The 22,825-nt window shown below is 67.3% G+C and carries 22 protein-coding genes; 13 read left to right on the plus strand and 9 right to left on the minus strand.

The genetic code is table 11. From position 1 onward, the window contains the following. The first annotated feature begins 19 nt into the window (after nt 1-19). Nucleotides 20-838 carry an SGNH/GDSL hydrolase family protein gene (locus LDO15_RS18090; RefSeq protein ID WP_223980763.1) on the plus strand — a complete coding sequence of 273 codons (819 nt, stop codon included), beginning with the start codon at nt 20-22 and terminating at the stop codon, nt 836-838. Here the strand turns inward: LDO15_RS18090 and LDO15_RS18095 are convergent. After that, a complete protein-coding gene (locus LDO15_RS18095; RefSeq protein WP_223980765.1) occupies nt 823-1,443 on the minus strand; it encodes a GNAT family protein in 621 nt (206 codons plus the stop codon). The genes LDO15_RS18090 and LDO15_RS18095 overlap by 16 nt on opposite strands. Before the next feature lie 114 nt (nt 1,444-1,557). Between LDO15_RS18095 and LDO15_RS18100 the strand changes: the two genes are divergently transcribed. Then, entirely contained in the window at nt 1,558-1,998 is a 441-nt protein-coding gene (locus tag LDO15_RS18100) for an SRPBCC family protein (protein WP_223980768.1), read from the plus strand. A 115-nt stretch (nt 1,999-2,113) separates the two neighbouring features. Here the strand turns inward: LDO15_RS18100 and LDO15_RS18105 are convergent, their stop codons facing one another. From LDO15_RS18105 to LDO15_RS18125, 5 genes are all read right to left on the minus strand, one after another. Then, nucleotides 2,114-3,016, minus strand: coding sequence for a 3-hydroxyacyl-CoA dehydrogenase family protein (locus LDO15_RS18105; protein WP_223980771.1), 903 nt, complete (start codon nt 3,014-3,016; stop codon nt 2,114-2,116). A gap of 2 nt (nt 3,017-3,018) precedes the next feature. Then, nucleotides 3,019-3,852, minus strand: a complete 834-nt coding sequence (locus LDO15_RS18110) for an enoyl-CoA hydratase/isomerase family protein (RefSeq protein ID WP_223980774.1) — start codon at nt 3,850-3,852, stop codon at nt 3,019-3,021. Continuing rightward, a complete protein-coding gene (locus LDO15_RS18115) occupies nt 3,852-5,063 on the minus strand; it encodes an acetyl-CoA C-acyltransferase (RefSeq protein ID WP_223980776.1) in 1,212 nt (403 codons plus the stop codon). Before LDO15_RS18115 ends, LDO15_RS18110 begins: the two co-directional genes overlap by 1 nt. Before the next feature lie 109 nt (nt 5,064-5,172). Further along, nucleotides 5,173-5,850 (minus strand): pentapeptide repeat-containing protein, encoded by a 678-nt coding sequence (locus tag LDO15_RS18120; RefSeq protein WP_223980805.1) that lies wholly within the window; start codon nt 5,848-5,850, stop codon nt 5,173-5,175. Then, complete coding sequence (locus tag LDO15_RS18125; RefSeq protein ID WP_223980806.1) at nt 5,850-6,323, minus strand: SRPBCC family protein; 474 nt, start codon at nt 6,321-6,323, stop codon at nt 5,850-5,852. Before LDO15_RS18125 ends, LDO15_RS18120 begins: the two co-directional genes overlap by 1 nt. A gap of 172 nt (nt 6,324-6,495) precedes the next feature. On the opposite strand from LDO15_RS18125, the gene LDO15_RS18130 reads away from it, so the two are divergent. From LDO15_RS18130 to LDO15_RS18140, 3 genes are all read left to right on the plus strand, one after another. Next, nucleotides 6,496-6,672: a CsbD family protein gene (locus tag LDO15_RS18130; RefSeq protein ID WP_116765351.1), complete on the plus strand. Its 177-nt coding sequence runs from the start codon at nt 6,496-6,498 to the stop codon at nt 6,670-6,672. A gap of 147 nt (nt 6,673-6,819) precedes the next feature. Further along, entirely contained in the window at nt 6,820-7,590 is a 771-nt protein-coding gene (locus LDO15_RS18135; protein WP_223980808.1) for a dienelactone hydrolase family protein, read from the plus strand. Nucleotides 7,591-7,730: 140 nt separating this feature from the next. Beyond that, nucleotides 7,731-8,588, plus strand: a complete 858-nt coding sequence (locus LDO15_RS18140; RefSeq protein WP_223980810.1) for a prephenate dehydratase — start codon at nt 7,731-7,733, stop codon at nt 8,586-8,588. Nucleotides 8,589-9,094: 506 nt separating this feature from the next. Here LDO15_RS18140 and LDO15_RS18145 read toward each other — a convergent pair. Continuing rightward, nucleotides 9,095-10,996 (minus strand): FAD-binding monooxygenase, encoded by a 1,902-nt coding sequence (locus LDO15_RS18145; protein ID WP_223980812.1) that lies wholly within the window; start codon nt 10,994-10,996, stop codon nt 9,095-9,097. A 225-nt stretch (nt 10,997-11,221) separates the two neighbouring features. On the opposite strand from LDO15_RS18145, the gene LDO15_RS18150 reads away from it, so the two are divergent. The 6 genes from LDO15_RS18150 (at nt 11,222) to LDO15_RS18175 (ending at nt 17,822) form a co-directional block, all read left to right on the plus strand. Next, the gene (locus LDO15_RS18150) at nt 11,222-12,730 is read left to right on the plus strand and encodes a fumarylacetoacetate hydrolase family protein (RefSeq protein ID WP_223980813.1); all 1,509 of its coding nucleotides are present in this window, start codon (nt 11,222-11,224) and stop codon (nt 12,728-12,730) included. Beyond that, entirely contained in the window at nt 12,723-13,415 is a 693-nt protein-coding gene (locus LDO15_RS18155; protein WP_223980814.1) for a GntR family transcriptional regulator, read from the plus strand. Before LDO15_RS18150 ends, LDO15_RS18155 begins: the two co-directional genes overlap by 8 nt. 62 nt (nt 13,416-13,477) lie before the next feature. Next, nucleotides 13,478-14,992, plus strand: a complete 1,515-nt coding sequence (hpaE, locus tag LDO15_RS18160; RefSeq protein ID WP_223980815.1) for a 5-carboxymethyl-2-hydroxymuconate semialdehyde dehydrogenase — start codon at nt 13,478-13,480, stop codon at nt 14,990-14,992. Between the two features lie 139 nt (nt 14,993-15,131). Next, on the plus strand, nt 15,132-16,205 hold the full coding sequence (gene hpaD / locus LDO15_RS18165; RefSeq protein ID WP_223980816.1) for a 3,4-dihydroxyphenylacetate 2,3-dioxygenase: 1,074 nt from the start codon (nt 15,132-15,134) through the stop codon (nt 16,203-16,205). Nucleotide 16,206: 1 nt separating this feature from the next. Continuing rightward, the gene (gene hpaH, locus LDO15_RS18170; protein WP_223980817.1) at nt 16,207-16,992 is read left to right on the plus strand and encodes a 2-oxo-hept-4-ene-1,7-dioate hydratase; all 786 of its coding nucleotides are present in this window, start codon (nt 16,207-16,209) and stop codon (nt 16,990-16,992) included. After that, the gene (locus tag LDO15_RS18175; RefSeq protein ID WP_223980819.1) at nt 16,977-17,822 is read left to right on the plus strand and encodes an aldolase/citrate lyase family protein; all 846 of its coding nucleotides are present in this window, start codon (nt 16,977-16,979) and stop codon (nt 17,820-17,822) included. Before hpaH ends, LDO15_RS18175 begins: the two co-directional genes overlap by 16 nt. 157 nt (nt 17,823-17,979) lie before the next feature. On the opposite strand, the gene LDO15_RS18180 is transcribed toward LDO15_RS18175, so the two are convergent. Together LDO15_RS18180 and LDO15_RS18185 are read right to left on the minus strand one after the other, a co-directional pair. After that, nucleotides 17,980-19,437 carry an amino acid permease gene (locus tag LDO15_RS18180; protein ID WP_223980822.1) on the minus strand — a complete coding sequence of 486 codons (1,458 nt, stop codon included), beginning with the start codon at nt 19,435-19,437 and terminating at the stop codon, nt 17,980-17,982. Nucleotides 19,438-19,667: 230 nt separating this feature from the next. After that, nucleotides 19,668-21,338, minus strand: coding sequence for an ABC-F family ATP-binding cassette domain-containing protein (locus LDO15_RS18185; RefSeq protein ID WP_223980825.1), 1,671 nt, complete (start codon nt 21,336-21,338; stop codon nt 19,668-19,670). Nucleotides 21,339-21,482: 144 nt separating this feature from the next. Here LDO15_RS18185 and LDO15_RS18190 point away from each other — a divergent pair, with 144 nt between their 5' ends. Beyond that, nucleotides 21,483-22,244 (plus strand): CPBP family intramembrane glutamic endopeptidase, encoded by a 762-nt coding sequence (locus LDO15_RS18190; RefSeq protein ID WP_223980827.1) that lies wholly within the window; start codon nt 21,483-21,485, stop codon nt 22,242-22,244. 140 nt (nt 22,245-22,384) lie between these two features. Next, entirely contained in the window at nt 22,385-22,825 is a 441-nt protein-coding gene (locus LDO15_RS18195) for a VOC family protein (protein WP_223980828.1), read from the plus strand.

A 22,825-nucleotide genomic window follows, 5' to 3' on the forward strand; every position in this document is an offset into this window, starting at 1 on the left:
TGCTACTGAGGGGAACGCTATGGGAACTCTGAAACTTCGACGCCGGCGAACGGTCCTGGCGGCCGGTCTCGCCACCCTGGCCATGGCGGTCGGTTTGGCGGCGGCCCCGGCGCAGGCCGTGGACAAGACCAAGTACATCGCGCTCGGCGACTCCTACGCCGCCGGACAGGGCGCCGGGCCCTACAAGAACGACACTTGTTACCGCAGCGAAAACAGCTACTCCGAACTCGCGGCTGATACCAAGGCCATCAAGCTGGTCACCAACGCGGCCTGCAGCGGCAACACGACGCAGGATGTCGTTGCCGCCCAGTTGCTCCAGTTGAACAAAACCACACAGCTCGTGACCATTACTGCCGGCGGCAACAACCTCGGGTTTGGGGATATCGTCACCAATTGCGGCTCCGCCGATCCCGCCCGTGCTGCGGCGTGCGCCCGAGCCAGCGCTACCGCGACTGCCCTGCTCGTCAGCGGACAGTTGGCCCGTGATGTGGCCGCGATGATCCAGAGCGTGCATGCGGCCGCGCCGAACGCCAAGATTGTGGTGACCGGCTACCCGTACCTCTTCGACCCGTTCAACCTCGATCCGACCGATCCGATGACCCCCTTCATCTACCAGGCCACGGCCCTGGCTGACCGACTGAACGAGAGCATCGCCGCGGGGGCGGCTGGGGCGCAGTACGTCGACGTCCGGACCGCATTCGCCGGCCACGGCATCAATTCGGAAAGCCCGTGGATTAACGGCGCCACCGGCAGCCCCGATAGCTTCCACCCGAATGCCAAGGGCTACTGGGCGTACTACACGGCGCTGAGGGACGCCGACGTCTATTCGGCGCCGTAGCGCCGCTTCGCCAGCCGGGCCTCGAGGCCGTTGCGGACCATGGGCCACTCGTGTTCGAGGATCGAGAAGACCACCGTGTCCCGCAGGGCACCGTCACTGCTGCGGGAGTGGCTGCGCAGGACGCCGTCCTGCTTGGCGCCCAGCCTGGCGATGGCGTCGCGGGACTGGTGGTTGAGCCAGTGCGTCCGGAATTCGACCGCCGGGCACCCGAGCACCTCGAACGCGTGCCGCAGCAGCAGGAGCTTGGAGTCCGGGTTGGTCCCGCTGCCGTGGGTGGAGGCGGCGTTCCAGGTGGATCCGATCTCGACGCGCGGCGTATCGGCGTCGATGTTCATGTAGGTGGTCATGCCGATGACCGCGCCCGGGGCGCCGGTGGCCGGATCGATCAGCCGCGTGGCGAACGGCAGCATGGAACCCTGCTCCTGGAGGGCGAGCCTGCGGTCAATCTCCGCGGCCATCGCCTCTGGGGCGGGGACCCCGGTGTACCAGAGCTTCCACAGTTCGCCGTCGCGCACAGCATCAACGAGGCCGTCATGGTGGGCCTGGCTGAGCGGTTCCAGGACGACGTATTTGCCGGTAAGCGTGGTGGGATGAATGGGGTTCACGGGACCATCCTAGGGGGATCCGGCGGCGTGCCCGGCCGGGCCGTGCCGGACCGTCCGGGCCGGGGCCGGGCCTGGGCCGGTCCCGACGTCGGGCCTTCTGGGTAGGCTGGGCCCATGATCACAGTCACCGGCACGGTCCGTTCCAGCCTGGAGGCCGGCAAGGCCTTCGGGTACCTCTCAGCTTTCGAGCACACGCCGGAGTGGGACCCCGGGACGCCGGTGGTCAAGAAGCTCACCGAAGGCCCCGTGGCGGTGGGGCACCGCTATCACGCCGAAGCGGACTTCCGCGGCAAGCGGCAGACGCTGGTCTACGAGGTCGTGGAGCTGGCAGGAACCATTATCAAGCTGCGCGGCGAGAACAAGACGGTCATCTCCGTGGACACCATCGATGTGAAGCCCTCGGGATCTGGATCCGAAGTCCGGTATACGGCCGAATTCCAGCTCAAAGGATGGCTCAAGTTCGCCGAACCGTTCGTGAAGCCCGCATTCCAGTCACTGGCGGCTCCGGCCATGGACGGCATGAAGAGGACTCTCGACTCGATGGCTTCGAAGTAGCCATCGCCCCGGGGTCAGCCGGCCCGGGGTTTAGCCCCGCCGACTGCCTGACCGGTCCGGTCCGGGGTTAGCCCCCGCCGCCTGCCTGGCCGGTCAGGTCCGGTCAGGTCCGGGGTTAGCCGTTCCAGTCGAAGAATCCTTTGCCGGTCTTGCGGCCCAGTTCGCCGCGGGCCACCTTGTCGCGGAGGATCTGCGGCGGGGCGAAGCGCTCGCCCAGCGTGGACTGCAGGTATTCGGCGATGCCGAGGCGCACGTCGAGGCCCACGATGTCCGTGGTCCGCAGCGGGCCGGTGGGGTGTTTGTAGCCCAGGACCATGGCGTTGTCGATGTCCTCGGCGGTGGCCACACCCTCTTCGACCATGCGCATCGCTTCGAGGGCGATCGCGACGCCCAGCCTGGAGGAGGCGAAGCCGGGGGCGTCGTTGACCACGACGGCGGTCTTGCCCAGGGCCTGGACCCACCCGCGGGCGGCCCGGGCCAGGGCATCGGAGGTCTGCTCGCCGAGGACCACTTCGATCAGCGTCGACGCGGGCACGGGGTTGAAGAAGTGCAGGCCCAGGAAGTTCTGCGGCCGCTTCAGCTCGCGGGCCAGCCCGTTGACGGACAGCGATGACGTGTTGGAGGCGAGGTAGGCGTCGTCGTCGAGCCGTTCCTCGATGCCGCGCAGCGCGGTGACCTTCAGGTCCCAGTCCTCCGGAACGGCCTCCACCACCAGCTGGCGGCCGGCGAAGTCGTCGTAGTCCACCGTGACGGTGAGCCGGGAGACCATCTCGTCCAGGTTGCCGTCCAGGGCGCCGCGTTCGATGCTCTTGGCGGCGGCGGACTCGACCCGCTCGCGGGCGGCCTCGGCCGAGGCGTCGTCGCGCTCCACGACCAGGACGTTGGCGCCCTTGATCAGGAAGGCATGGGCGATGCCGGCGCCCATGCGGCCGCCGCCGAGAACCCCGACGAACTCGGGAAGGTTGCTGCCGGGGAGGTTATCTGCGGGAGGGTTGGCGGGGAGTGCGGAGTTGCCCATGTCTATTTCTTCTCTTCGGACTCTTTGGCGGGGTTCTGGTCAGATTTCTTGGCGGCGTTCTTTTCGGCCTTCTTTTCGGCCTTCTTATCCAGGAACGCCTGCATGCGGTCGAATTTGGCCTGGGATTCGAAGAGGATCCCCTGTGCCAGCTGGTCGATGAGGGGGTGCGCCTCGGCCGGGGCGTGGAACACGGATTTGGTGATCCGGACGGCGAGCGGGTCCTGGGTGGCGATCCGGTCGGCGAGCTTGTGGGCCGCGGTCATCAGCTCGGACGGTTCGTGGATTTCGGTGATGAGGTTGACGGCGAGGGCGCGTTCGGCGCGCAGCACGGCGCCGGCGAGCAGCATTTCCTTGGCGACGGGCTCCCCGACGAGCTCTTTGAGGCGCCAGCTGGCACCGGCCGCGGCCAGGATGCCGAGCCCGGCTTCGGGGTTGCCGATCCGGACCGACGGGGTGCCGATCCGGAAGTCGGCGGCGTAGGCCAGTTCGGCGCCGCCGCCGAGGCAGAAGCCGTCCAGTGCCGCGATAACGGGCATCGGCAGCTTGGCGATCCGGACGAAGATCGTGGAATTGATCCCCTGCAGGGCGTCATCGCGGCGGCGTTCGCGCAGCTGCCCGATGTCCGCGCCGGAGGCGAACACCCCGTCCGCGCCGGCGATGATCAGGACCTTGGGGTGCTGCTCAAGATGCGCGCACACGGCGTGGAGTTCGTCGACCATCTGCTGGTCGATCGCGTTGCGGACCTCGGGGCGGTTGAGCACCACCACCACACGGTCCTCGCGCTCGTCGACCAGGAGCGTGCCGAAGCCGGCCGGGTCGAATGCCGGGGCCGCCACTAGACGCGCTCCAGCAGCATGGCCGTGCCCTGGCCGACGCCGATGCACATGGTGGCGAGGCCGATCCTGGCGTCCTCGCGTTCCATCCGGCCCAGCAGCGTGATGGCGATCCGCGAACCGGACGAGCCCAGCGGGTGGCCCAGGGAGATCGCACCGCCGTCGCGGTTGACGATCTCCGGGTCCAGGCCGAGCCGGCGCATGCTGGCCAGGGACTGGGTGGCGAATGCTTCGTTGAGTTCGACGGCGCCGAGGTCACCGACGCTGAGGCCACTGCGTTTGAGGACCTTCTGGGTGGCCGGAACCGGGCCGATGCCCATGATTTCGGGCTCACAGCCGGCCGAGGCGCCGTCGATGATCCGTGCGCGCGGGGTGAGGCCAAGCTTCTGGATCGCGGCCTCAGAGGCCACGATGATGGCGGAGGCGCCGTCGTTGAGGGTGGAGGAGTTGCCGGCGGTGACGATCGAACCGCCCTTGATCACCGGCCGCAGCCCGGCGAGGACATCCATGGTGGTACCGGCGCGGGGGCCTTCATCCGTGTCCACGACGGTCTCGCCCTTGCGGGTTGCGACGGTCACGGGGACGATTTCCTCGGCGAAGCGTCCGGCGGCGATGGCGGCGAGGGCGCGTTCGTGGGAGCGGACGGCGAAGGCGTCGGCGTCCTCCCGCGAGATCCCGTCAACGCGCCCCACTTCCTCCGCCGTCTCCGGCATGGAGTAGGTCATCTTGCCGTCGCGGGCGAGCTCGCCCTTGGTGAACTGCGGGTTGACGAAGCGCCAGCCGATGGAGGTGTCGAAGATTTCACCCGGCTTGGCGAAGGCCGTCCGCGGCTTCTCCTGGACCCACGGTGCCCGGCTCATGGATTCGACGCCGCCGGCGATCACGATGTCGGCGGCGCCGGACTTGATCATCTGACTGGCCATGATGATGGCGCTCAGGCCCGAGGCGCAGAGCCGGTTCACGGTGATGCCGGGAATGTGGAGGGGAAGCCCGGCCAGGAGCGTGGCCATCCGGGCCACGTTGCGGTTCTCCTCGCCGGCGCCGTTGGCGTTGCCGAGGATCACCTCGTCGATGCTGTCCGGGTCGACGCCGGCGCGGACCACGGCCTCGCGGACCACCAGTGCGGCCAGATCATCGGGGCGGACTGCGGAGAGGGCGCCGCCGTAGCGGCCGACCGGGGTGCGGGCACCGCCAACAAGAAAAGCCTCGACCATGAGAACATCCTTCACCAAGAAAGCGGGGCCGGCAGAAGAGTAATTTACCGACCGTTCGTTCTATAAAGATTACACGGCGGGGCAGGCGGGTCAACCGGATGCCGCCGGATTACGCGACGACGATGCCCAGATGGGCCGCGAGCAACGGTGCCAGCAAGGTGAGCTGGTAGTCGTCAACCACAAGGCCGGTCAGGCTGCCCAGGCCGCTGATCGTGCGGAAGTCCGCGCCTCGGAGGTCGAAGTCCTTGAGCTTGGCGCCGGTGAAGTCCAGGGTCCCGATCGTGCAGTTCTTCAAGGCGACCCGCGTGGCCGTGCAGGAGCCCAGATCCAGCTCGCTGATGATGCAGTCGCTGATCTGGACGTCGGTGAGCTTGGCTCCGCGCAGGTTCACATAATCGAGCTTGCCACCGTCGATCCGCACCGACTGCCAGCCGCTCTCGTAGAGCTCAGCCGATCCCCAGCGCGGGTTGCCGATCTCCACATCGCGCAGGCTGGCCCGGGCGGCAGTGAACACCGGGGCGTAGACGTCGGTGAGGATGCAGTCGCGGAAGGTGGCGCCGCGCAGTTGGGTCTCGTTGAAGGACACGCCCGTAAATTCGCATTCGGCGAAGACCGTGCCGTTGAGCTCCAGACCGTCAGCCGCCGCGCGGCTGTACCGGACGCCGTCGTACCGTTCGCCGCTATGGAGGTCCGGGGCGGGGTCGTCCCGCAGCTCTCCCGGCCGAACCGGCACGAGGCGCGGGGCGGTGACCTTGGAGGCTTTGGCCGCCGCGGCGTGCCGGACCATCAGAGGGACTCGGCTTTGGCCGCGATTTCCGCCAGGTCTTTCGACAGGGCCTTCCGGGTGATGCGCATCCCGAGCGGGCCGAGGACAGCGAGCATGACCCTGCTGAGCCGGGTGGGGCTGGTGAGCTCGGCGGCGAAGGTCAGCGTGAGGTCGGTGCCGCCGTCGCGCTCTGCCAGGGCGAACCGTGAGGTGTAGTCGGCGCCGCCCTGGAGGGCTTTCACAGTGGTGCTGCCGGTCCGGCCCGGTGACGGTGCCGTGCACTGGGAAACCCACATTTCCACCGTTTCCGAGCGCCCCATCAGGGTGCGGGTTTCCTTCCAGCGGGTGCCCACGTCGTAAGGTCCGTCGGTGAGCATCTGGATCGAATCAACACCGGACAAGGTCGCGGCGGATCCGGGAATGTCCGACACCACCGCCCAGACCGAGTCCGCCGGAGCATTGATGTGCTGCGTGAGAGTGGTCTTGTGGTCCATGCCCTCGAGCCTAGCCCGCGGGCCCGTCTGCCGGGAAAAGTTCATCCCGTCGCGGGCCGGCCAACCTGCTGGTCCCCGGCCAATCTGCTCGGCCCCTTGAAATAGTAAGCATGCTTTGTGTTATTCTGAGTGAACGTTGATTTTCTACCGGAAACGAAAGGTGGCCTGCACCATGGGTATCGGAGACAAGATTCAGAACGAAGCGGAGCACCTTGGCGGCAAGGCCAAGGAAGCTGCCGGAAATGCCACTGACAACGACCAGCTGCGGGCCGAGGGCCAGCGCGACCAGGTTGTGGCCGACGCGAAGAAGGTCGGCGAAAACGTCAAGGACGCTTTCAAGAAGGACTAGTCCTTCTTGAAAGGCGGCGCCGGACTTTCCTTTGGGGGATGTCCGGCGCCGCTTTTTTGTGCCCGGCCCGCGGCGCCGGGAATTTTTCTCCGTGGCGCCGGGATTTCCCTGCAAGAATGGCTCCCACCAGCCGACGGAGGAGACAGCATGGCACGGACAGCGGCACACCAGGGCAAGCCCGCCAGCCGGGACCTCAGCAACGTCGACCTGAGCGAGGCCAGCGCGGCGGCCGGCGGTTCGCCCGTTTTGCGCGGCTACCTGGCAACACCGGAAGGTGAAGGGCCCTTTCCGGCCGTCCTGATGATCCACGAAGTGTTCGGCCTGAACGACATCACCGTCCGCCACGCCGACCGTCTGGCGGCGGCCGGCTACCTGACGCTGGCCGTTGACCTGTTCAGCGACGGCGGCGCCCGCCGGTGCCTCGTGGCCACCATGCGTGCATTGGCGGCCGGCGAGGGCCGGGCCTTCACCGATCTCGCGACAGCACGGGACTGGCTGCAGGAATCCGGCCGGACCACGGGCAAGATCGGTGTGATCGGCTTCTGCATGGGCGGCGGCTTCGCCCTGCTCCTGGCCAACGACGACTTTGATGCGGCGGCCGTCAATTACGGCCGGCGCCCGAAAAACCCCGAGGAGGCACTGGCCGGCGCCTGCCCCATCGTGGCCAACTTCGGCGGCAAGGACCGCAGCCTGCCTGATGAGGCGGCAAAGCTATCGGCCGTGCTGGACCGGATGGGCGTGGAAAACGACATCAAGGAGTTCCCGAACGCCGGGCATGCCTTCCTCAACGATGTGGAAACCGGCCCGAGGCCCCTGCGCCCGCTGTTCCGCGTCATGGGCATCAAGCCGGATCCGCAGTCCGCGCCGGAGGCATGGCAGCGGATCGAGGACCACTTCGCCAAACACCTGAAGGCCTGAGCGCCAGCCCGGCGGGCGCGCCGGGCGCTCACCCCCATCTGACGGGCGCGGCGGGCGCGTGCCTTCGCGGAATCCCCGAATGGGACGCCAAAAGCGAGCCGGTTGGGTACGTGGGCTCCCGGCATGACACCATGCCAACCATGGTCCAGAAGATTGCATATCAGGGTGAGCCCGGCGCCAATTCCAATATTGCCTGCTCGCAGATGTTTCCCGAGCTGGAAAGTGTCCCCTGCGCCAGCTTCGAGGACGCTTTGGAGCTGGTCTCCAGCGGCGAGGCCGCCCTGGCGATGATTCCTATCGAGAACTCGATCGCCGGCCGGGTGGCTGACATCCACGTCCTGCTGCCCCAATCCCGTCTGCAGATAGTGGGCGAGTACTTCCTTCCGATCCATTTCGACCTGATGGGCATCCCCGGCAGCACCATCGAGGGGGCCACCGAGGTCCACAGCCACATCCACGCCCTGGGTCAGTGCCGCAAGTTGATCCGCAGTGCAGGCCTGAAGCCTGTTATTGCCGGGGATACCGCGGGTTCCGCCCGTGAGGTGCGGGAGTGGAACGATCCAGCCAAGCTCTCCCTCGCTCCCCCGCTCGCGGCCCGGATCTACGGCTTGGAGGTTCTGGCGTCGCGAGTGGAGGATGACCCGTCCAACACCACCCGGTTCGTGGTCCTGGCGCCGGAAAAGGACCTGCCGTCCCGGGAGGCGTTGCCGGGAGCGGTCATGACCAGCTTCCTGTTCCGAGTCCGGAATGTCCCCTCCGCACTCTTCAAGGCGCTGGGCGGGTTTGCCACGAATGGCGTGAACATGACAAGGCTGGAGAGCTACATGGTGGGCAACGAGTTTGCTGCCACCATGTTCATGGCCGACGTCGAAGGCCACCCCGAGGACCTGCCCGTCAGGCTGGCCCTTGAGGAGCTGAACTTCTTCACCATCGAAGTGCGCATCCTGGGGGTCTATGCCGCCGCCGAATACCGGACCGGGCAAGCAGTCCCCGGCTGAGCGTCCGCAGCAATTCGCTACGGATCCGGATCGGCGACGCGCAATTTACCCGACGCGCCGGTATACGCGCAGCGCCAGGCCGTTGCCTTGTCGCGGAAGGTTTTCCGCAGCGGAACCAGGCCGGAGCGCAATTTCGCTACGGACCCGGATCGACGACGCGCAATCTACCCGACGCGCCGGTTTACGCGTAGCGCCAGGCCGTTGCCTTGTCGCGGAAGGTTTTCCGTAGCGGAACCAGGCCGGAGTGTGAACGGGATGTCCGGGTTCGCCCCCGCTCCCCGCGTGTGTGCGGACGCTCCATCCCGGCGACTCGATGCCGGACTCCGCCTCACCTCTAGGCACCCCCGGACTTTCGCGGGTGCGTAGAGGTGAGGCCAGCAGCAACTGGGCGGGAGCGTCAGTGCGTCAGTGCGTCATCGGACGGGTACCCGTATGCCGGCGGTTAGCCCGTGTGGTTCTGGAACTCCCCGGCGCGGTGAACGCAGGGGACGTCTCAGACAGCGCGGTCACACCGACTGGGGCTGTCCTGCCTGCAGGAGAGGTGCGAAGAACGCGGCGAGTTCCGCCGTCGCCGTCAGCGGCAGGACGTTGGCCACGTACTGGTCCGGGCGCACCACCACGACGACGCCGCCGCGGTCCAGGCCGCGGAGCTCGAAGATGTCCGCCTCGGGATCGGTGCCGTAGACCTTCTCCAGGTACGTGAGTTTGAACGGGCCGACCTCCGGTTTGAACACCGCCGGCACCGCGCCGATATCGATGCCCGTGTGGTCCTGCTGGTAGATGACCTTCACGTCGAACCAGGCGTCGCCGTCAGCGCCCTCCGGTGTGGCGGCGAGCGGCGAGTCCGGCGCGTTGGCAAGCCACGCGGCCAAGTCCGTGGTCGGCGACGGGGCTCCAGCAACGGCTGGGTCGGCGAAGACGTAGATGCGCCAGCGGCCGTCCGCCGTGGCCTGGTGGCCGAGCTGGAGCGGGTTGGTGTCGCAGACCCGCACAGCCGGGGCGGACTTGAAGCGCTTGCCCACGGGGAAGCCGGTGGCCAGGTTCTGATGTGTGGCCTCGGCGACGATCATCGACGGCGAGTACTCGGTCATGAAGCCGGCGGGGAATTCGGCGGTGCGCACGTAGAAGTCCTCGAGCTCCGAGGGGTTCTCGAACTCCTCGGGCTTCTTCGCCATGAGCGTGGACCACACCTTGTCGAAGTCGATCAGGTTCTTCGCGACAACCTGCCGCTCGGCCGAATAGGTGGCCAGCAGGCTCTCGGGGCTGCGGCCCTCCAGCACGTGCCCGAGCTTCCAGCCGATGTTGAAGCCGTCCTGCATGGAGACGTTCATGCCCTGGCCGGCCTTGGCGCTGTGCGTGTGGCAGGCGTCGCCGGTGATGAACACGCGCGGCGTGCGGGTGCCGAGCTCCTCCGGCAGGACGTCGTCGAACCGGTCGGTGAGGCGGTGGCCGACCTCGTACACGCTGTGCCAGGCCACGTTGCGCACCTCGAGCGTGTAGGGGTGGATGATCGCGTTGGCCTTGGCGATGATCTGCTCGATGGTGGTCTTGCGGACGGCCCCGTTGTCATCCGCCGCGACCTCGCCGAGGTCCACGTACATGCGGAAGAGATGCCCGCCTTCACGCGGGATCAGCAGGATGCTGCCGCCGTCATGGGACTGGATGGCGCACTTGAGCCGGATGTCGGGGAAGTCCGTGGAGGCGAGCACGTCCATGACGCCCCACGCGTGGTTGGCCTGGTCACCGGCGAGCGTGCAGCCGATCGAGTCCCGCACCTTGCTCCGTGCGCCGTCCGCACCGACGACGTACTTCGCCCGGACAATGCGCTCCTGGCCCTCGTCGGGTCCTGCGGTGCGGACGAGCGTCACGGTGACCGGGTACTCCCCTTCACCGGTGACCTCGAGGCTGCGGAACTCGTAGCCATAGTCCGGGGTCATGCGGGCGGGTGAGTTCGCCATGAACTCGCCGAAGTAATCCAGCACGCGGGCCTGGTTGACGATCAGGTGCGGGAACTCACTGATTCCCGTCGTGTCGTCCACGGCACGGGCGGCGCGGACAATCCGGCCGGGGTCGGCGGGGTCCGGCTTCCAGAAGGCCATCTCGGTGATGCGGTAGGCCTCGGCGATGATCCGCTCCGCGAAGCCGAAGGCCTGGAAGGTCTCGACGCTCCGGGCCTGGATGCCGTCAGCCTGGCCGATGGCAAGCCGCCCGCCACGGCGCTCCACGATCCGGGTCGTGACGCCCGGGAACTGGGACAGCTGCGCGGCGGTGACTACGCCCGCGGGCCCGGTGCCCACAATGAGCACATCGACCTCGTCGGGAAGCTGGGCGGGGCGGTCGATGCCGGTGCCGGCGGCCGGCTGGACTCGCGGGTCACCGGATACGTAACCGTGATGGTGGAACTGCACGGGCTTTCCTCACTTCGTTGTGTGGCGGACTGTCGCCGTCGCTAAGGTGTTCGATATTAGAATTCATAGTTCTATAATCGAACTCGAACGTTGATCCAACACTGTACGGCAGATATGGCGTGGGTTACAAGGGCCCCCTAAAACACTGGAGCAGAGGGGTTGACGGCACGCCTCTCCGGGGTGATAGTTTTCGTATACGATTTCGTACTCGATGAGGAGTAACTCTTGGAACTGGTCACCGACCGCATCCTGGCCGCGGCCCGCAAGGTCATCGCGGTGCACATCAACTACCCCAGCCGGGCCGCCCAGCGCGGCCGGACGCCGGAACAGCCCTCCTACTTCCTGAAGCCCTCTTCCTCCCTGGCAGTCGGTTCGGCACAAGCCCCTTCCGTGGTGGAACGCCCGGCCGGCTGCGAACTCCTCGGCTACGAGGGCGAAATCGCGTTGATCATCGGCAAGCCCGCCCGCCGCGTAGGCATCGAGGACGCCTGGAGCCATGTCGAGTGGGTTACGGCCAGCAACGACCTCGGCGTGTACGACCTCCGCTACGCGGACAAGGGCTCCAACCTCCGTTCCAAGGGCGGCGATGGCTTCACGCCCGTGGGCCCGGGCCTGATCGCCGCGGACACCGTGGACCCGGCCAGCCTGCGGATCCGCACGTGGCACAACGGCGAGCTCGTCCAGGACGACACCACCGAAGACCTCCTCTTCCCCTTCGCCCGGCTCGTCGCCGACCTCTCCCAGCTGCTCACCCTCGAAGAGGGCGACATCATTCTCACCGGCACCCCCGCCGGGGCCTCGGTCGCCAGGCCGGGCGACGTCGTCGAGGTTGAAGTCAGCACGACGACGGCGGGCGCCGCCGCCTCCGGCCTCACCACCGGCCGTCTGGCCACCCGGATCGAGGAAGGCACGACGCCGTTCGCGGACTTCGGCGCCCGGCCCAAGACCGATGATCTCCAGCGGGAGGAAGCGTACGGCTCCCGCGAAGCCGCCGGCCTTGCTGCTCTCGCACCGGAGGCGCCGGCTCCGGTCCTGTCCCCGGAACTGAAGGCGAAGCTCGAAAGCGTCTGCACCGCCACCCTGTCCTCCCAGCTGCGCAAGCGCGGCCTGAACAACGTCAGCATCGACGGCCTGACCTCCACCCGGCCGGACAAGCGGATCGTGGGACTGGCCCGGACCCTGCGCTACGTGCCCAACCGCGAGGACCTCTTCAAGACCCACGGCGGCGGCTTCAACGCCCAGAAGAAGGCCATCGATTCCGTGAACGAGGGCGAGATCCTGGTCATGGAAGCCCGCGGCGAAAAGGGCACCGGCACCATCGGCGACATCCTGGCACTCCGAGCCCAGGTCCGCGGCGCCGCGGCCATCATCACCGACGGCGGCGTGCGCGACTTCTCCGCCGTCGCCGCGATGGACATGCCCACCTACTACGCCAACCCGCACCCCGCCGTCCTGGGCCGCCGGCACATCCCGTGGGACACCGACATCACCATCGCCTGCGGCGGCACCACCGTCCAGCCCGGGGACATTATCGTGGCCGACGCCGACGGCATCCTGGTGATTCCGCCGGCCCTCGCCGACGAGCTCGCCGACGACTCCATCGCCCAGGAACGCGAGGAAACCTTCATCGCCGAAATGGTGCAGCAGGGCCACAGCGTGGACGGGCTCTACCCGCTCAACGCCGCATGGCGGACCCGCTACGAGGAATGGGAAGCAGGCAAAGCCAATGACTGAGACGGCCGCGGCCGCAGGCACTCAGACAGCGAGCAAGTCCGAGCAGGCCTACGCGGCCGTCAAATCCCGGATCGTCGACGGGACCTACTCCCCCGGCTACCGGCTGGTGCTGGCCAAGATCGCCGAGGACCTGGGCGTCAGCGTGGTCCCGGTCCGCGAAGCCATCCGCCGGCTCGAAGCCGAAGGCCTGGTCACGTTCGAGCGGAACGTCGGCGCCACCGTCGCCGGGATCGACCCCACCGAATACCTCTACACGATGCAGACCCTCAGCATCGTCGAGGGCGCCGCCACGGCCCTCTCGGCTCCGCTGATCGGGGAGGCGGATGTGGCCCGCGCCCGGGCGGTGAACGCCGAAATGCGGGAGTGTCTGGAACACTTCGATCCCGTCCGGTTCACCCGGCTGAACCAGGACTTCCACAGCGTCCTGTTCGAGCACTGCCCCAACCCGCACATTCTGGACCTCGTCCACCGCGGCTGGAACCGGCTCGCATCCCTGCGGTCCTCGACGTTCCGCTTCGTCCCGGGACGCGCCCACGACTCCGTCGACGAGCACGAGGCGCTGCTGCGGCTCATCGAAACCGGCTCCAGCCCGGACGAGATCGAAAAAGCCGCCCGACTCCATCGCTCCGCCACCCTGGACGCGTACCTCGCCCAAACCAACGCGGGGTCACTTAGCGCCCATTAAGGCCCCATTCATGGGCCGTAAGTGACCCCGCGTTGCATTATCAGTTAGTTAGGAAGACAACAATGACGTTCACTGCTCCTGTTACCACCACGCACTACGTTCCGCAGGACCTTCCCACCCACATCCAGCACTACATCAACGGCGAATTCGTCGACTCCGTGGGCGGGAAGACCTTCGACGTCCTGGACCCGGTGTCCAACACCAACTACGCCACCGCCGCCGCCGGGCAGAAGGAGGACATCGACCTCGCCGTCGCCGCCGCCCGTGAAGCGTTTGTCAACGGCCCGTGGCCGAGGATGAAGCCCCGCGAGCGGGCCCGCGTCCTGAACCGGATCGCCGACGCCGTCGAGGCCCAGGAGGCACGGCTCGCCGAGCTCGAGACCTTCGACACCGGCCTGCCGATCACCCAGGCCAAGGGCCAGGCGCTGCGCGCGGCCGAGAACTTCCGCTTCTTCGCGGACCTGATCGTCGCCCAGTTCGACGACGCCATGAAGGTCCCCGGCGCCCAGATCAACTACGTCAACCGCAAGCCGATCGGCGTCGCCGGCCTCATCACGCCGTGGAACACCCCGTTCATGCTCGAGTCCTGGAAGCTCGCCCCGGCCCTGGCCACCGGCAACACCGTGGTCCTCAAGCCGGCCGAGTTCACCCCGCTCTCGGCCTCGCTGTGGGCGCAGATCTTCAAGGACGCCGGGCTCCCGGACGGCGTGTTCAACCTCGTCAACGGCCTCGGCGAGGAAGCCGGCGACGCCCTCGTCAAGCACCCGGACGTACCGCTGATCTCCTTCACCGGCGAAACCACCACGGGCCAGACGATCTTCCGCAACGCCGCGGCCAACCTCAAGGGCCTGTCCATGGAGCTCGGCGGCAAGTCCCCGTGCGTCGTGTTCGCCGACGCCGACCTCGACGCCGCAATCGACTCCGCCCTGTTCGGCGTCTTCTCCCTCAACGGCGAACGCTGCACGGCTGGCTCCCGCATCCTCGTGGAGCGCGCCGTGTATGAAGAGTTCTGCGACAAGTACGCCGCCCGGGCGAAGAACATCGTGGTCGGTGACCCGCACGATCCGAAGACCGAGGTCGGCGCCCTGGTCCACCCGGAGCACTACGCCAAGGTGGCCTCCTACGTCGAGATCGGCAAGTCCGAAGGCCGGCTGCTCGCCGGCGGCGGCCGCCCGGATCACCTGCCCGAGGGCAACTACATCGCCCCGACCGTGTTCGCCGACGTGGCCCCCGACGCGCGGATCTTCCAGGAGGAGATCTTCGGCCCCGTCGTTGCCATCACCCCCTTCGACACCGACGACGAAGCCCTCGCCCTGGCGAACAACACCAAATACGGCCTCGCGGCGTACATCTGGACCCAGAACCTCACCCGGGCACACAACTTCTCCCAGAACGTCGAGGCCGGCATGGTCTGGCTCAACAGCCACAACGTCCGCGACCTGCGCACCCCGTTCGGCGGCGTCAAAGCCTCCGGCCTGGGCCACGAGGGCGGCTACCGCTCCATCGACTTCTACACCGACCAGCAGGCCGTCCACATCACCCTCGGCACCGTCCACACGCCCAAGTTCGGCGCGTAGCCCAACTGACTCGCACTTGCGGCCGTTATGAGGCTCCAAAACGGCACTTACTGCGAGTCAGTTGGGTGGCGTCCGGCACCCGAGCCAGCCACCGCCGTCGAACATTAACCAGACCCCCTTTCAAAGAAGAGAGAAGACCATGACCAACTTCGTCCCCACCCCTTCCGTCCCGGCTCCGGACATCGTCCGCTGCGCCTACATGGAAATCGTCGTCACCGACCTCGCCAAGTCCAGGGAGTTCTACGTTGACCTCCTGGGCCTGCACGTCACCGAGGAGGACGAGAATGTCATCTACCTCCGCTCCCTGGAGGAGTTCATCCACCACAACCTGGTGCTCCGCAAGGGACCCATCGCCGCCGTCGCAGTCTTTGCCTACCGGGTGAAGTCCCCCGCCGAAGTGGACGCCGCCGAGGCGTACTACAAGGAACTGGGCTGCCGCACCGAACGCCGCAAGGACGGCTTCACCAAGGGCATCGGCGACTCCGTCCGCGTCGAGGACCCGTTGGGCTTCCCCTACGAGTTCTTCTACGAGACCGAACACGTCGAGCGCCTCACCCAGCGCTACGACCTCTACTCCGCCGGGGAGCTCGTCCGCCTGGACCACTTCAACCAGGTCACCCCCGACGTCCCGCGCGGCCGCAAATACCTCGAGGACCTGGGCTTCCGCGTCTCGGAGGACATCAAGGACTCCGACGGCGTCACCTACGCGGCGTGGATGCACCGCAAGCAGACCGTGCACGACACCGCACTGACCGGCGGCGACGGGCCGCGCATGCACCACGTCGCGTTCGCCACTCACGAGAAGCACAACATCATCCAGATCTGCGACAAGATGGGTGCCCTGCGCATCAGCGACCGGATCGAACGCGGCCCCGGACGGCACGGTGTCTCCAACGCGTTCTACCTCTACATCCTGGACCCGGACGGCCACCGCGTGGAGATCTACACCCAGGACTACTACACCGGCGATCCGGACAACCCCACCATCACCTGGGACGTGCATGACAACCAGCGCCGCGACTGGTGGGGCAACCCCGTGGTCCCGTCCTGGTACACCGAGGCCTCCCTCGTCCTGGACCTCGACGGCAACCCGCAGCCTGTCATCGAACGCACCGACGTCTCAGAAATGGCCGTCACCATCGGAGCGGACGGCTTCGCCTACACCCGCGAACCCGGCGAAGAACGCGGCTTCAAGCTCGGGGCGCAGGTCTAGCGTGCTGGATGCCAAGACCATTGAGGCCATCGCCGACGAACTGCTGGAAGCCGGGCGGTCCAGGACACCGGTCCCCCGGCTGACGGCCCGCTACCCGGAGATGACGGTCGAGGACTCCTACGCGGTCCAGCAGCTGTGGCGGCGCCGCAACGAGGCCGCCGGCCGGAAGCTGGTGGGCCGCAAGATCGGCCTCACGTCCAAGGCCATGCAGGCCGCCACCGGCATCACCGAGCCGGACTACGGCGCGATCTTCGATGACATGGTGCTGGAGACCGGCTGCTCGGTGCAGTGGGACCGCTACACCCACCCGCGGGTGGAGGTGGAACTGGCGTTCGTGCTGAAGAAGGACCTCGCCGGGCCCGGCTGCACCATCTTCGATGTCCTGAACGCCACCGACTACGTGGTCCCGGCCTTGGAGATCCTGGACTCCAGGATCGAAATGGAGGGCCGGACCATCGTGGACACCATCGCCGACAACGCCGCGATGGGCGCCATGGTGATCGGCGGCAACCCGGTCAAGCCCGACGCCGTCGACCTCCGCTGGGTCTCCGCGATCCTCTACAAGAACCAGACCGTGGAGGAGACCGGCGTCGCGGCGGGGGTCCTGGACCACCCGGCCAACGGGGTGCACTGGCTGGCCAACAAGATCGCCGCCCATGGGGACGGGATGAAGGCCGGCGACATCATCCTCGCCGGCTCCTTCACCCGGCCCCTCTGGGTGTACCAGGGCGACACCGTCCACGCCGATTACGGACCCTTGGGAGTCGTGACATGCCGCTTCGAGTAGAACCCGACGCCACGTTCCGGGATGCCCTGCGCAACCAGACGGGCGCTGCCGGCCGCCCTTTGGCCGGGATGTGGGTCTGCTCCGGAAGCCCCCTCGTGGCCGAACTCTGCGCCGGCTCCGGCCTGGACTGGCTCCTGATCGACGCCGAACACAGCCCCAACGGCCTGGAATCCATCCTGGCCCAGCTGCAGGCCGTCCGCGGCTACCCGGTCCACCCGGTGGTCCGGCCGCCGGTCAACGACACCGTGCTCATCAAGCAGTACCTGGACCTGGGCGTGCAGAACCTGCTGATCCCCATGGTGAACTCCGCCGCCGAGGCCCAGGCCGCCGTGGCCGCCACCCGCTACCCGCCGCAGGGCGTCCGCGGGGTCGGGTCCGCCCTGGCGCGGGCCGCGCGCTGGAACCGGATTCCCGACTACCTCGCCCGCGCCACCGAAACCGTGAGTGTCACCGTGCAGATCGAATCCGAAGCCGCGGTGGCCGCGGTGGAGGAGATCCTCGCCGTGGACGGCGTGGACGCGATCTTCCTGGGCCCCTCCGACCTCGCCGCCTCCCTGGGGCTGCTGGGCCAGCAGGAACACCCCCGGGTCCGCGCCGCCGTCGAACACTGCCTCGCCGCCGCCACAGCGGCCGGCAAACCCGCCGGCGTGAACGCCTTCAACCCGGCGACGGCCCGCGCCTACCTGGCCGCGGGCGCCGCCTTCGTGCTGGTGGGCGCCGACGTGGCGCTGCTTGCCCGCGGCTCCGAGGCACTCGCCGCCGCATACATCCCGCCGGCCCCGGCGGCTGACCCGGCGGTTGAGTCTGGCGGCAGCCCCGCCAGCTACTGACGCAAGGCGAGACGCAGCGTTAAACGTCGACGGCGGCAGCCACCTCCTGGAGGTGACTGCCGCCGTCGTCATGCGGTGCAGTTGAACGCGGTGCAGTTGGATGCGGTGCAGTTGAACGCGGTGCAGTTGGATGCGGTGCGCGTCCGGTCCGGCGGTCCTAGCTGAAGAGCTCGCTCTTGGGGCCGTTGTTCTTGACCTTCTGCCAGCCCAGCCACAGCAGCAGGGCGAAGAACGGAACGGTGGCCAGGGTCCACAGGCCCAGGTGGAAGACCTCGCCGGTCTTGCTGGTCATGGTGTCGAAGCCGATCAGCACGGTGATCGCCAGCAGCGCGGCGAGACCGGCCCAGCTGGTCCAGGGCGAGCCCGGCATCGGGAGGCTGGAGACGCGGCCCTTTTGGTGGCGCAGGGCGATCTGGCTGGCGAAGATGGCACCCCACGTGAAGATCACGCCGATCGAGGCGGTGTTCAGCGCGAGGTCGAAGGCGTGCGAGCCGCCGAGCCAGATGTTCAGGAGGATGCCCACGAGGTAGAACGCGGCGATGGCGAGGATGGCCGCGTAGGGCACGTGGCGCTTGGACATTTTGGTGAGCCACTGCGGGGCATGTCCGTTGTTGGCCATGGTGCGGAACACCCGGCCGATCGAGTACAGGCCCGAGTTGCAGGAGGACAGCGCGGCGGTGATGACGATCATGTTCATGACGTCGCCCACCCAGCCGAGGCCCATCTGGCCGAAGACGGTGACGAACGGGGAGACGCCGGCCTTGTACTGGTCCGAGGGCAGCAGCATGGCGAGCAGGAGCACGGAGCCGACGTAGAACACCACTATGCGCAGCACGACGGCGCGGATCGCCTTGGGCACTTCGCGCTTGGCGTTTTCCATTTCGCCGGCGGTGATGCCGACGAGTTCGATGCCGTTGTACGCGAAGATCACGGCGTTGAGGACGAGAACCATGACGAGGGCGCCCTTGGGGAACATCCCGCCGTCGTCGGCAAAGAGGTTGGCCACGGAGGCGTGGCCCCCGCCCACCTTGGCGTTGGTGACCACCATGAAGGTGCCGACGGCCAGGAAGATCAGGATGGCGCCGACCTTGAGGCAGGAAGCCCAGAATTCAAACTCGCCGAACGCCTTGACGCTGAACAGGTTTACGGCCACCAGCAGCGCGAGGGCGGCAATCGCAGAGGCTTCCACCGGCACGTTGGGGAAGAAGAACTGGAAGTACAGGCCGATCGCGATCAGTTCCGCGATTCCGGTCATGCCCCAGTTGATGAAGTACATCCAGCCGGAGATGAAGGCGCCCTTCCGGCCGAACATTTCGCCGGCGTAGCTGACGAAGGAGCCCGAGGTCTGGCGGTACATGATGAGCTCGCCCAGTGCCCGCATCAGCAGGTAGGCGATCACGCCGGCAATCGCGTAGGAGAAGATCAGCGCCGGGCCGGTGGAGGCCAGGCGCCCGCCGGCACCCATGAACAGGCCGACGCCGATCGCGCCGCCCATCGAGATCATGGTCACGTGGCGGCCGCTCAGGGTCTTCTTGTAGCCCTCGGCGCTGAGAGTCGAGTCGACGGCGGGTTGCGCCGGCGCGCTCTGAAGTTCGGTGGAAGTACTTGGTGGCACAACAGTTCCTTGCAGGTCGGATTAGGGCCGGGACGGGACCGGGATTCGGCTACACAACATGCGTTTTTGCCCCGGCGGGGCGGCAGCGTGTACCGAACCTCACAAAGTCAAAGCTTCGCGCGGCTCATCCATCGTACTAGAATTCCGGGCCGGACCGTGACGCGGGCAACACCGAAGGGGCAGTATTCCTAATTAATGGCGCATGATTCGGGAAATGGCCGAATAATGTTCTATTTGGAGTCCGGAAATCCCGGTACGTCGTTCTGCTGGGCCACGGCACCGTCCCGCATGGCGTACCGGCGCCAGTTCCCGGCCCCGGCACCGTGCCCGGCGCACGTGTTGAACCACGCCCCAAGGGCACGGTCGTGGCTGACCATGACCAGCGTGCCCACGAAGCCGGAAAGGGCCGCCTCCAGCTGTTCCACCAGGACGGGCGCGAGATGGTTGGTGGGCTCATCCACGATCATCGTCCCGAACCCGCCCAGCAGGAGCCGGGCCAGCGCCAGCCTGCGCTGTTGCCCTGCGGAAAGGCTGCCCACCGGGACGTGGAACTCGCTGGTCCGGAAGAGCCCCAGGCGCAGCAGTGCCTCGGCGTGCTCATCGATGTTGCCGCCCAGGCCCGCGGCGAAAGCGGGCAGGAGCCGCAATGCCGGGCGCCGCGGGAGTTCCAGTTCCTGCTGCAGGTAGCCGATCCGGCCGTGCCTGGCCACCGTGCCTTTGGCCGGTTCGAGGGTCCCCGCGAGGACGGAGAGCAGCGTGGACTTGCCGGCTCCGTTGGGGCCCGTAATGAGGATTTTCTGACCCGCTTCCACCCGGAAATCCGTGGACTCCAGGCGGCCGGGTACGGCCACCCCCTTCGCTTCAAGAGCGGGGCCCGCCGCCTCGTCCGCCCGCAGATCCGTCGCCAGCTTCAGGGGCACGGGAGGGCGGTCGACGGGGTTTGCCTCCAGCCTGCGGAGACGCTCCTGGGCATTGCGGACCTTGCTGGAAGCCGCCTTTTGCCACGTGCCGGCCTTGAAGTCGAACCCCATCTTGTCGGCGTCGCGTTGGCGGGCATATCCCATCCTCCCCGCGACCGTGTCCGCCTGGAGCCGTTCGGCAGCCATCGCATCCAGCCACCCGTGGTACTGCTGCGCCCAGCGCTGGCGTTCGGCAGCCTTCTCCCGCAGGTAGCCTTCATAGCCGTTGCCATACCGGTTGACCGTCCGGCGTTCGGCATCCACCTCAATCACGGTTGAGGCTACTTTGCGCAAGAGCACGCGGTCGTGGGAGACCACCACCACGGTTCCGCGATGAGCCGCCAGCCGCGCCTCCAGCCAGGCCGTGCCGCTGGCGTCCAGGTGGTTGGTGGGTTCATCCAAGAGAAGGATGTCCGCGGGATCGGCCAGCACGCAGGCCAGTGCCACGCGTTCCTGTTCCCCGCCGGAGAGTGAACCCAGGCTCCGCATCCGGTCCAGCCCGCCCAGGCCAAGCCTGTCCAGCGCGGCCTCCACCCGGGATTCCGCGGCGTAGCCCTCCCTGAGCTGATACTGCGTCTGCAGGTTTCCGTAGCGCTCCAGTTCGTCCGCTTCCGCGTCGGCAAGCCCGTCCTCCAGCCGGTCCAGCTCGGCCTCCAGGGCGCGGAGCGACTCCAGCGCCGCGTCGATCGCGTTGCTGACGGTGAACTGATCGGGCAGGCCGTGGGTCTGGGCAAGGTAGCCCACGCGGCCCTGGCTGACGGCGGTGCCCTCGTCCGGGGTCTCGAGGCCGGCCAGGATCCGGAGCAGCGTGGATTTGCCCGCGCCGTTTTCGCCGACGATCGCCACATGTTCACCGGCCGTGATGGCCATTTCGACGCCGGCAAAGAGCTGGCGGTCCCCGTAACCATGGGATACGCCCGTCAGGCGCAGATGTTCGCTCAAGGAGTCCTCGCAATAAAGTGCCCGGCCAGCCCGCGGCAGCCTGCGTCCTCAAGTATGGCACCGTCGACTCTTGCCGAGGCACTGGGGCGACTGCCGCCTCTTGTACTTGAATGCCCCACTCCTCCTCGGCGCTAGGCTGGGGACATGGGCACAGCTCTCCGCACTCCACCCGCGCCGCAACCGGAGCTTTACCGGTTCTCCCGGCTCGATTTCATCACCGCCGGGCTTTACGTGGCGGTGGCCGCATTCTTTGCCGTGGCCGGCGATCTGCTGGTGCCCCTGATGCTGCAGATCTCGCCGAACCCTGCCGTGGCGTCCTACGCCGTCAACCTGATCTTCTATGCGACCATCGGCGTCCTGGCCCTGGCCGCCGCGCGGCGCGTTGCCGGCCGGGATCTCCGCGTCCTTGCCACGAGGCCCTGGTTCACCGCACTTATGGTGCCGCTGGCCGTCGTGGCGATGCTCATCCTCACTGCGGCCCTCGTGGCCGTCAGCGGACCGGTGCAGACCTCCGCCAACCAGGCCGGCCTCCAGGCGCTTATGCAGCAGGTCCCGGTCTGGCTCATGGTTCCCCTGCTGGTGATCGTGGGCCCGTTCGTCGAGGAATACATTTTCCGCCACCTGCTGATCGGCAAACTGAGCCGCCGGATCAACATCTGGATCTGCTGCGCCCTGTCGGTGGTCCTGTTCGCGGCCCTGCACATCGTGGGCCAGGAGCAAATGACCCTGCAGGTGCTGATGCCCTACCTCGCCATGGGCGCCGTCCTGGTGTTCGTATATGTCTGGACCGGGAACAACGTGATGTTCTCCTACTTCGTCCACGCTTCCAAGAACCTGCTGGCAGTCGTCTTCATCTACGCGATTCCGCCGGAGGTCCTCGAACAGCTGCAGCAGGTCCAAGGCTAGCCAAAGCAACGCGGGGTCACATCCGGCCCATTCCGGGGGCCAACATGGGCCGTATCTGACCCCGCGTTGCTTGGAGACGGTGGGAACTTTCGCGGCCCGGGCACCTTCCGGCGCGGGCCCCGGCGTCGTAGGTTCTTTCCATGACACTGAACATCCAAATCGCCGTGGACTGCAGGAACCCCCATGAGCTCGCCGACTGGTGGGCCGAGACGCTGGACTGGGCCGTGGAGCCGCAGGATGAGGGATTCATCCGTTCCATGATCGAGCAGGGCTTCGCCACCGAGGCGGACACCCTGGTCCATCACGGCAGGCTCGTGTGGGGCGCCGGGGCCGCCATCCGCCCGCCCGAGGAACTCGACGCCGCATCGCCGGCCCGCCGCATTCTCTTCCAGACGGTCCCGGAACAAAAGACCGTCAAGAACCGGATCCATTGGGACGTGAGGCTCGCCGGCGCGGACAAGGACGAGATGCGCCAGGCCCTCGAAGCGCGCGGCGCAACGTTCCTCTGGACCGCCAACCAGGGACCGCACGAATGGCACACCATGGCGGACCCGGAAGGCAACGAGTTCTGCATCAGCTGA

The sequence above is a fragment of the Arthrobacter sp. NicSoilB8 genome (assembly GCF_019977355.1).
GTDB lineage: Bacteria > Actinomycetota > Actinomycetes > Actinomycetales > Micrococcaceae > Arthrobacter.

Bases quoted from the DNA above. Each gene is read 5' to 3' on its own strand.
- LDO15_RS18195 (WP_223980828.1), top strand. From the start codon at position 22,385: ATGACACTGAACATCCAAATCGCCGTGGACTGCAGGAACCCCCATGAG.
- hpaE (WP_223980815.1), top strand. From the start codon at position 13,478: ATGACGTTCACTGCTCCTGTTACCACCACGCACTACGTTCCGCAGGAC.
- LDO15_RS18130 (WP_116765351.1), top strand. From the start codon at position 6,496: ATGGGTATCGGAGACAAGATTCAGAACGAAGCGGAGCACCTTGGCGGC.
- LDO15_RS18135 (WP_223980808.1), top strand. From the start codon at position 6,820: ATGGCACGGACAGCGGCACACCAGGGCAAGCCCGCCAGCCGGGACCTC.
- LDO15_RS18175 (WP_223980819.1), top strand. From the start codon at position 16,977: ATGCCGCTTCGAGTAGAACCCGACGCCACGTTCCGGGATGCCCTGCGC.
- LDO15_RS18115 (WP_223980776.1), bottom strand. From the start codon at position 5,063: ATGGTCGAGGCTTTTCTTGTTGGCGGTGCCCGCACCCCGGTCGGCCGC.
- LDO15_RS18120 (WP_223980805.1), bottom strand. From the start codon at position 5,850: ATGGTCCGGCACGCCGCGGCGGCCAAAGCCTCCAAGGTCACCGCCCCG.
- LDO15_RS18090 (WP_223980763.1), top strand. From the start codon at position 20: ATGGGAACTCTGAAACTTCGACGCCGGCGAACGGTCCTGGCGGCCGGT.
- hpaD (WP_223980816.1), top strand. From the start codon at position 15,132: ATGACCAACTTCGTCCCCACCCCTTCCGTCCCGGCTCCGGACATCGTC.
- LDO15_RS18140 (WP_223980810.1), top strand. From the start codon at position 7,731: ATGGTCCAGAAGATTGCATATCAGGGTGAGCCCGGCGCCAATTCCAAT.
- LDO15_RS18125 (WP_223980806.1), bottom strand. From the start codon at position 6,323: ATGGACCACAAGACCACTCTCACGCAGCACATCAATGCTCCGGCGGAC.
- LDO15_RS18190 (WP_223980827.1), top strand. From the start codon at position 21,483: ATGGGCACAGCTCTCCGCACTCCACCCGCGCCGCAACCGGAGCTTTAC.
- LDO15_RS18100 (WP_223980768.1), top strand. From the start codon at position 1,558: ATGATCACAGTCACCGGCACGGTCCGTTCCAGCCTGGAGGCCGGCAAG.
- LDO15_RS18155 (WP_223980814.1), top strand. From the start codon at position 12,723: ATGACTGAGACGGCCGCGGCCGCAGGCACTCAGACAGCGAGCAAGTCC.
- LDO15_RS18105 (WP_223980771.1), bottom strand. From the start codon at position 3,016: ATGGGCAACTCCGCACTCCCCGCCAACCCTCCCGCAGATAACCTCCCC.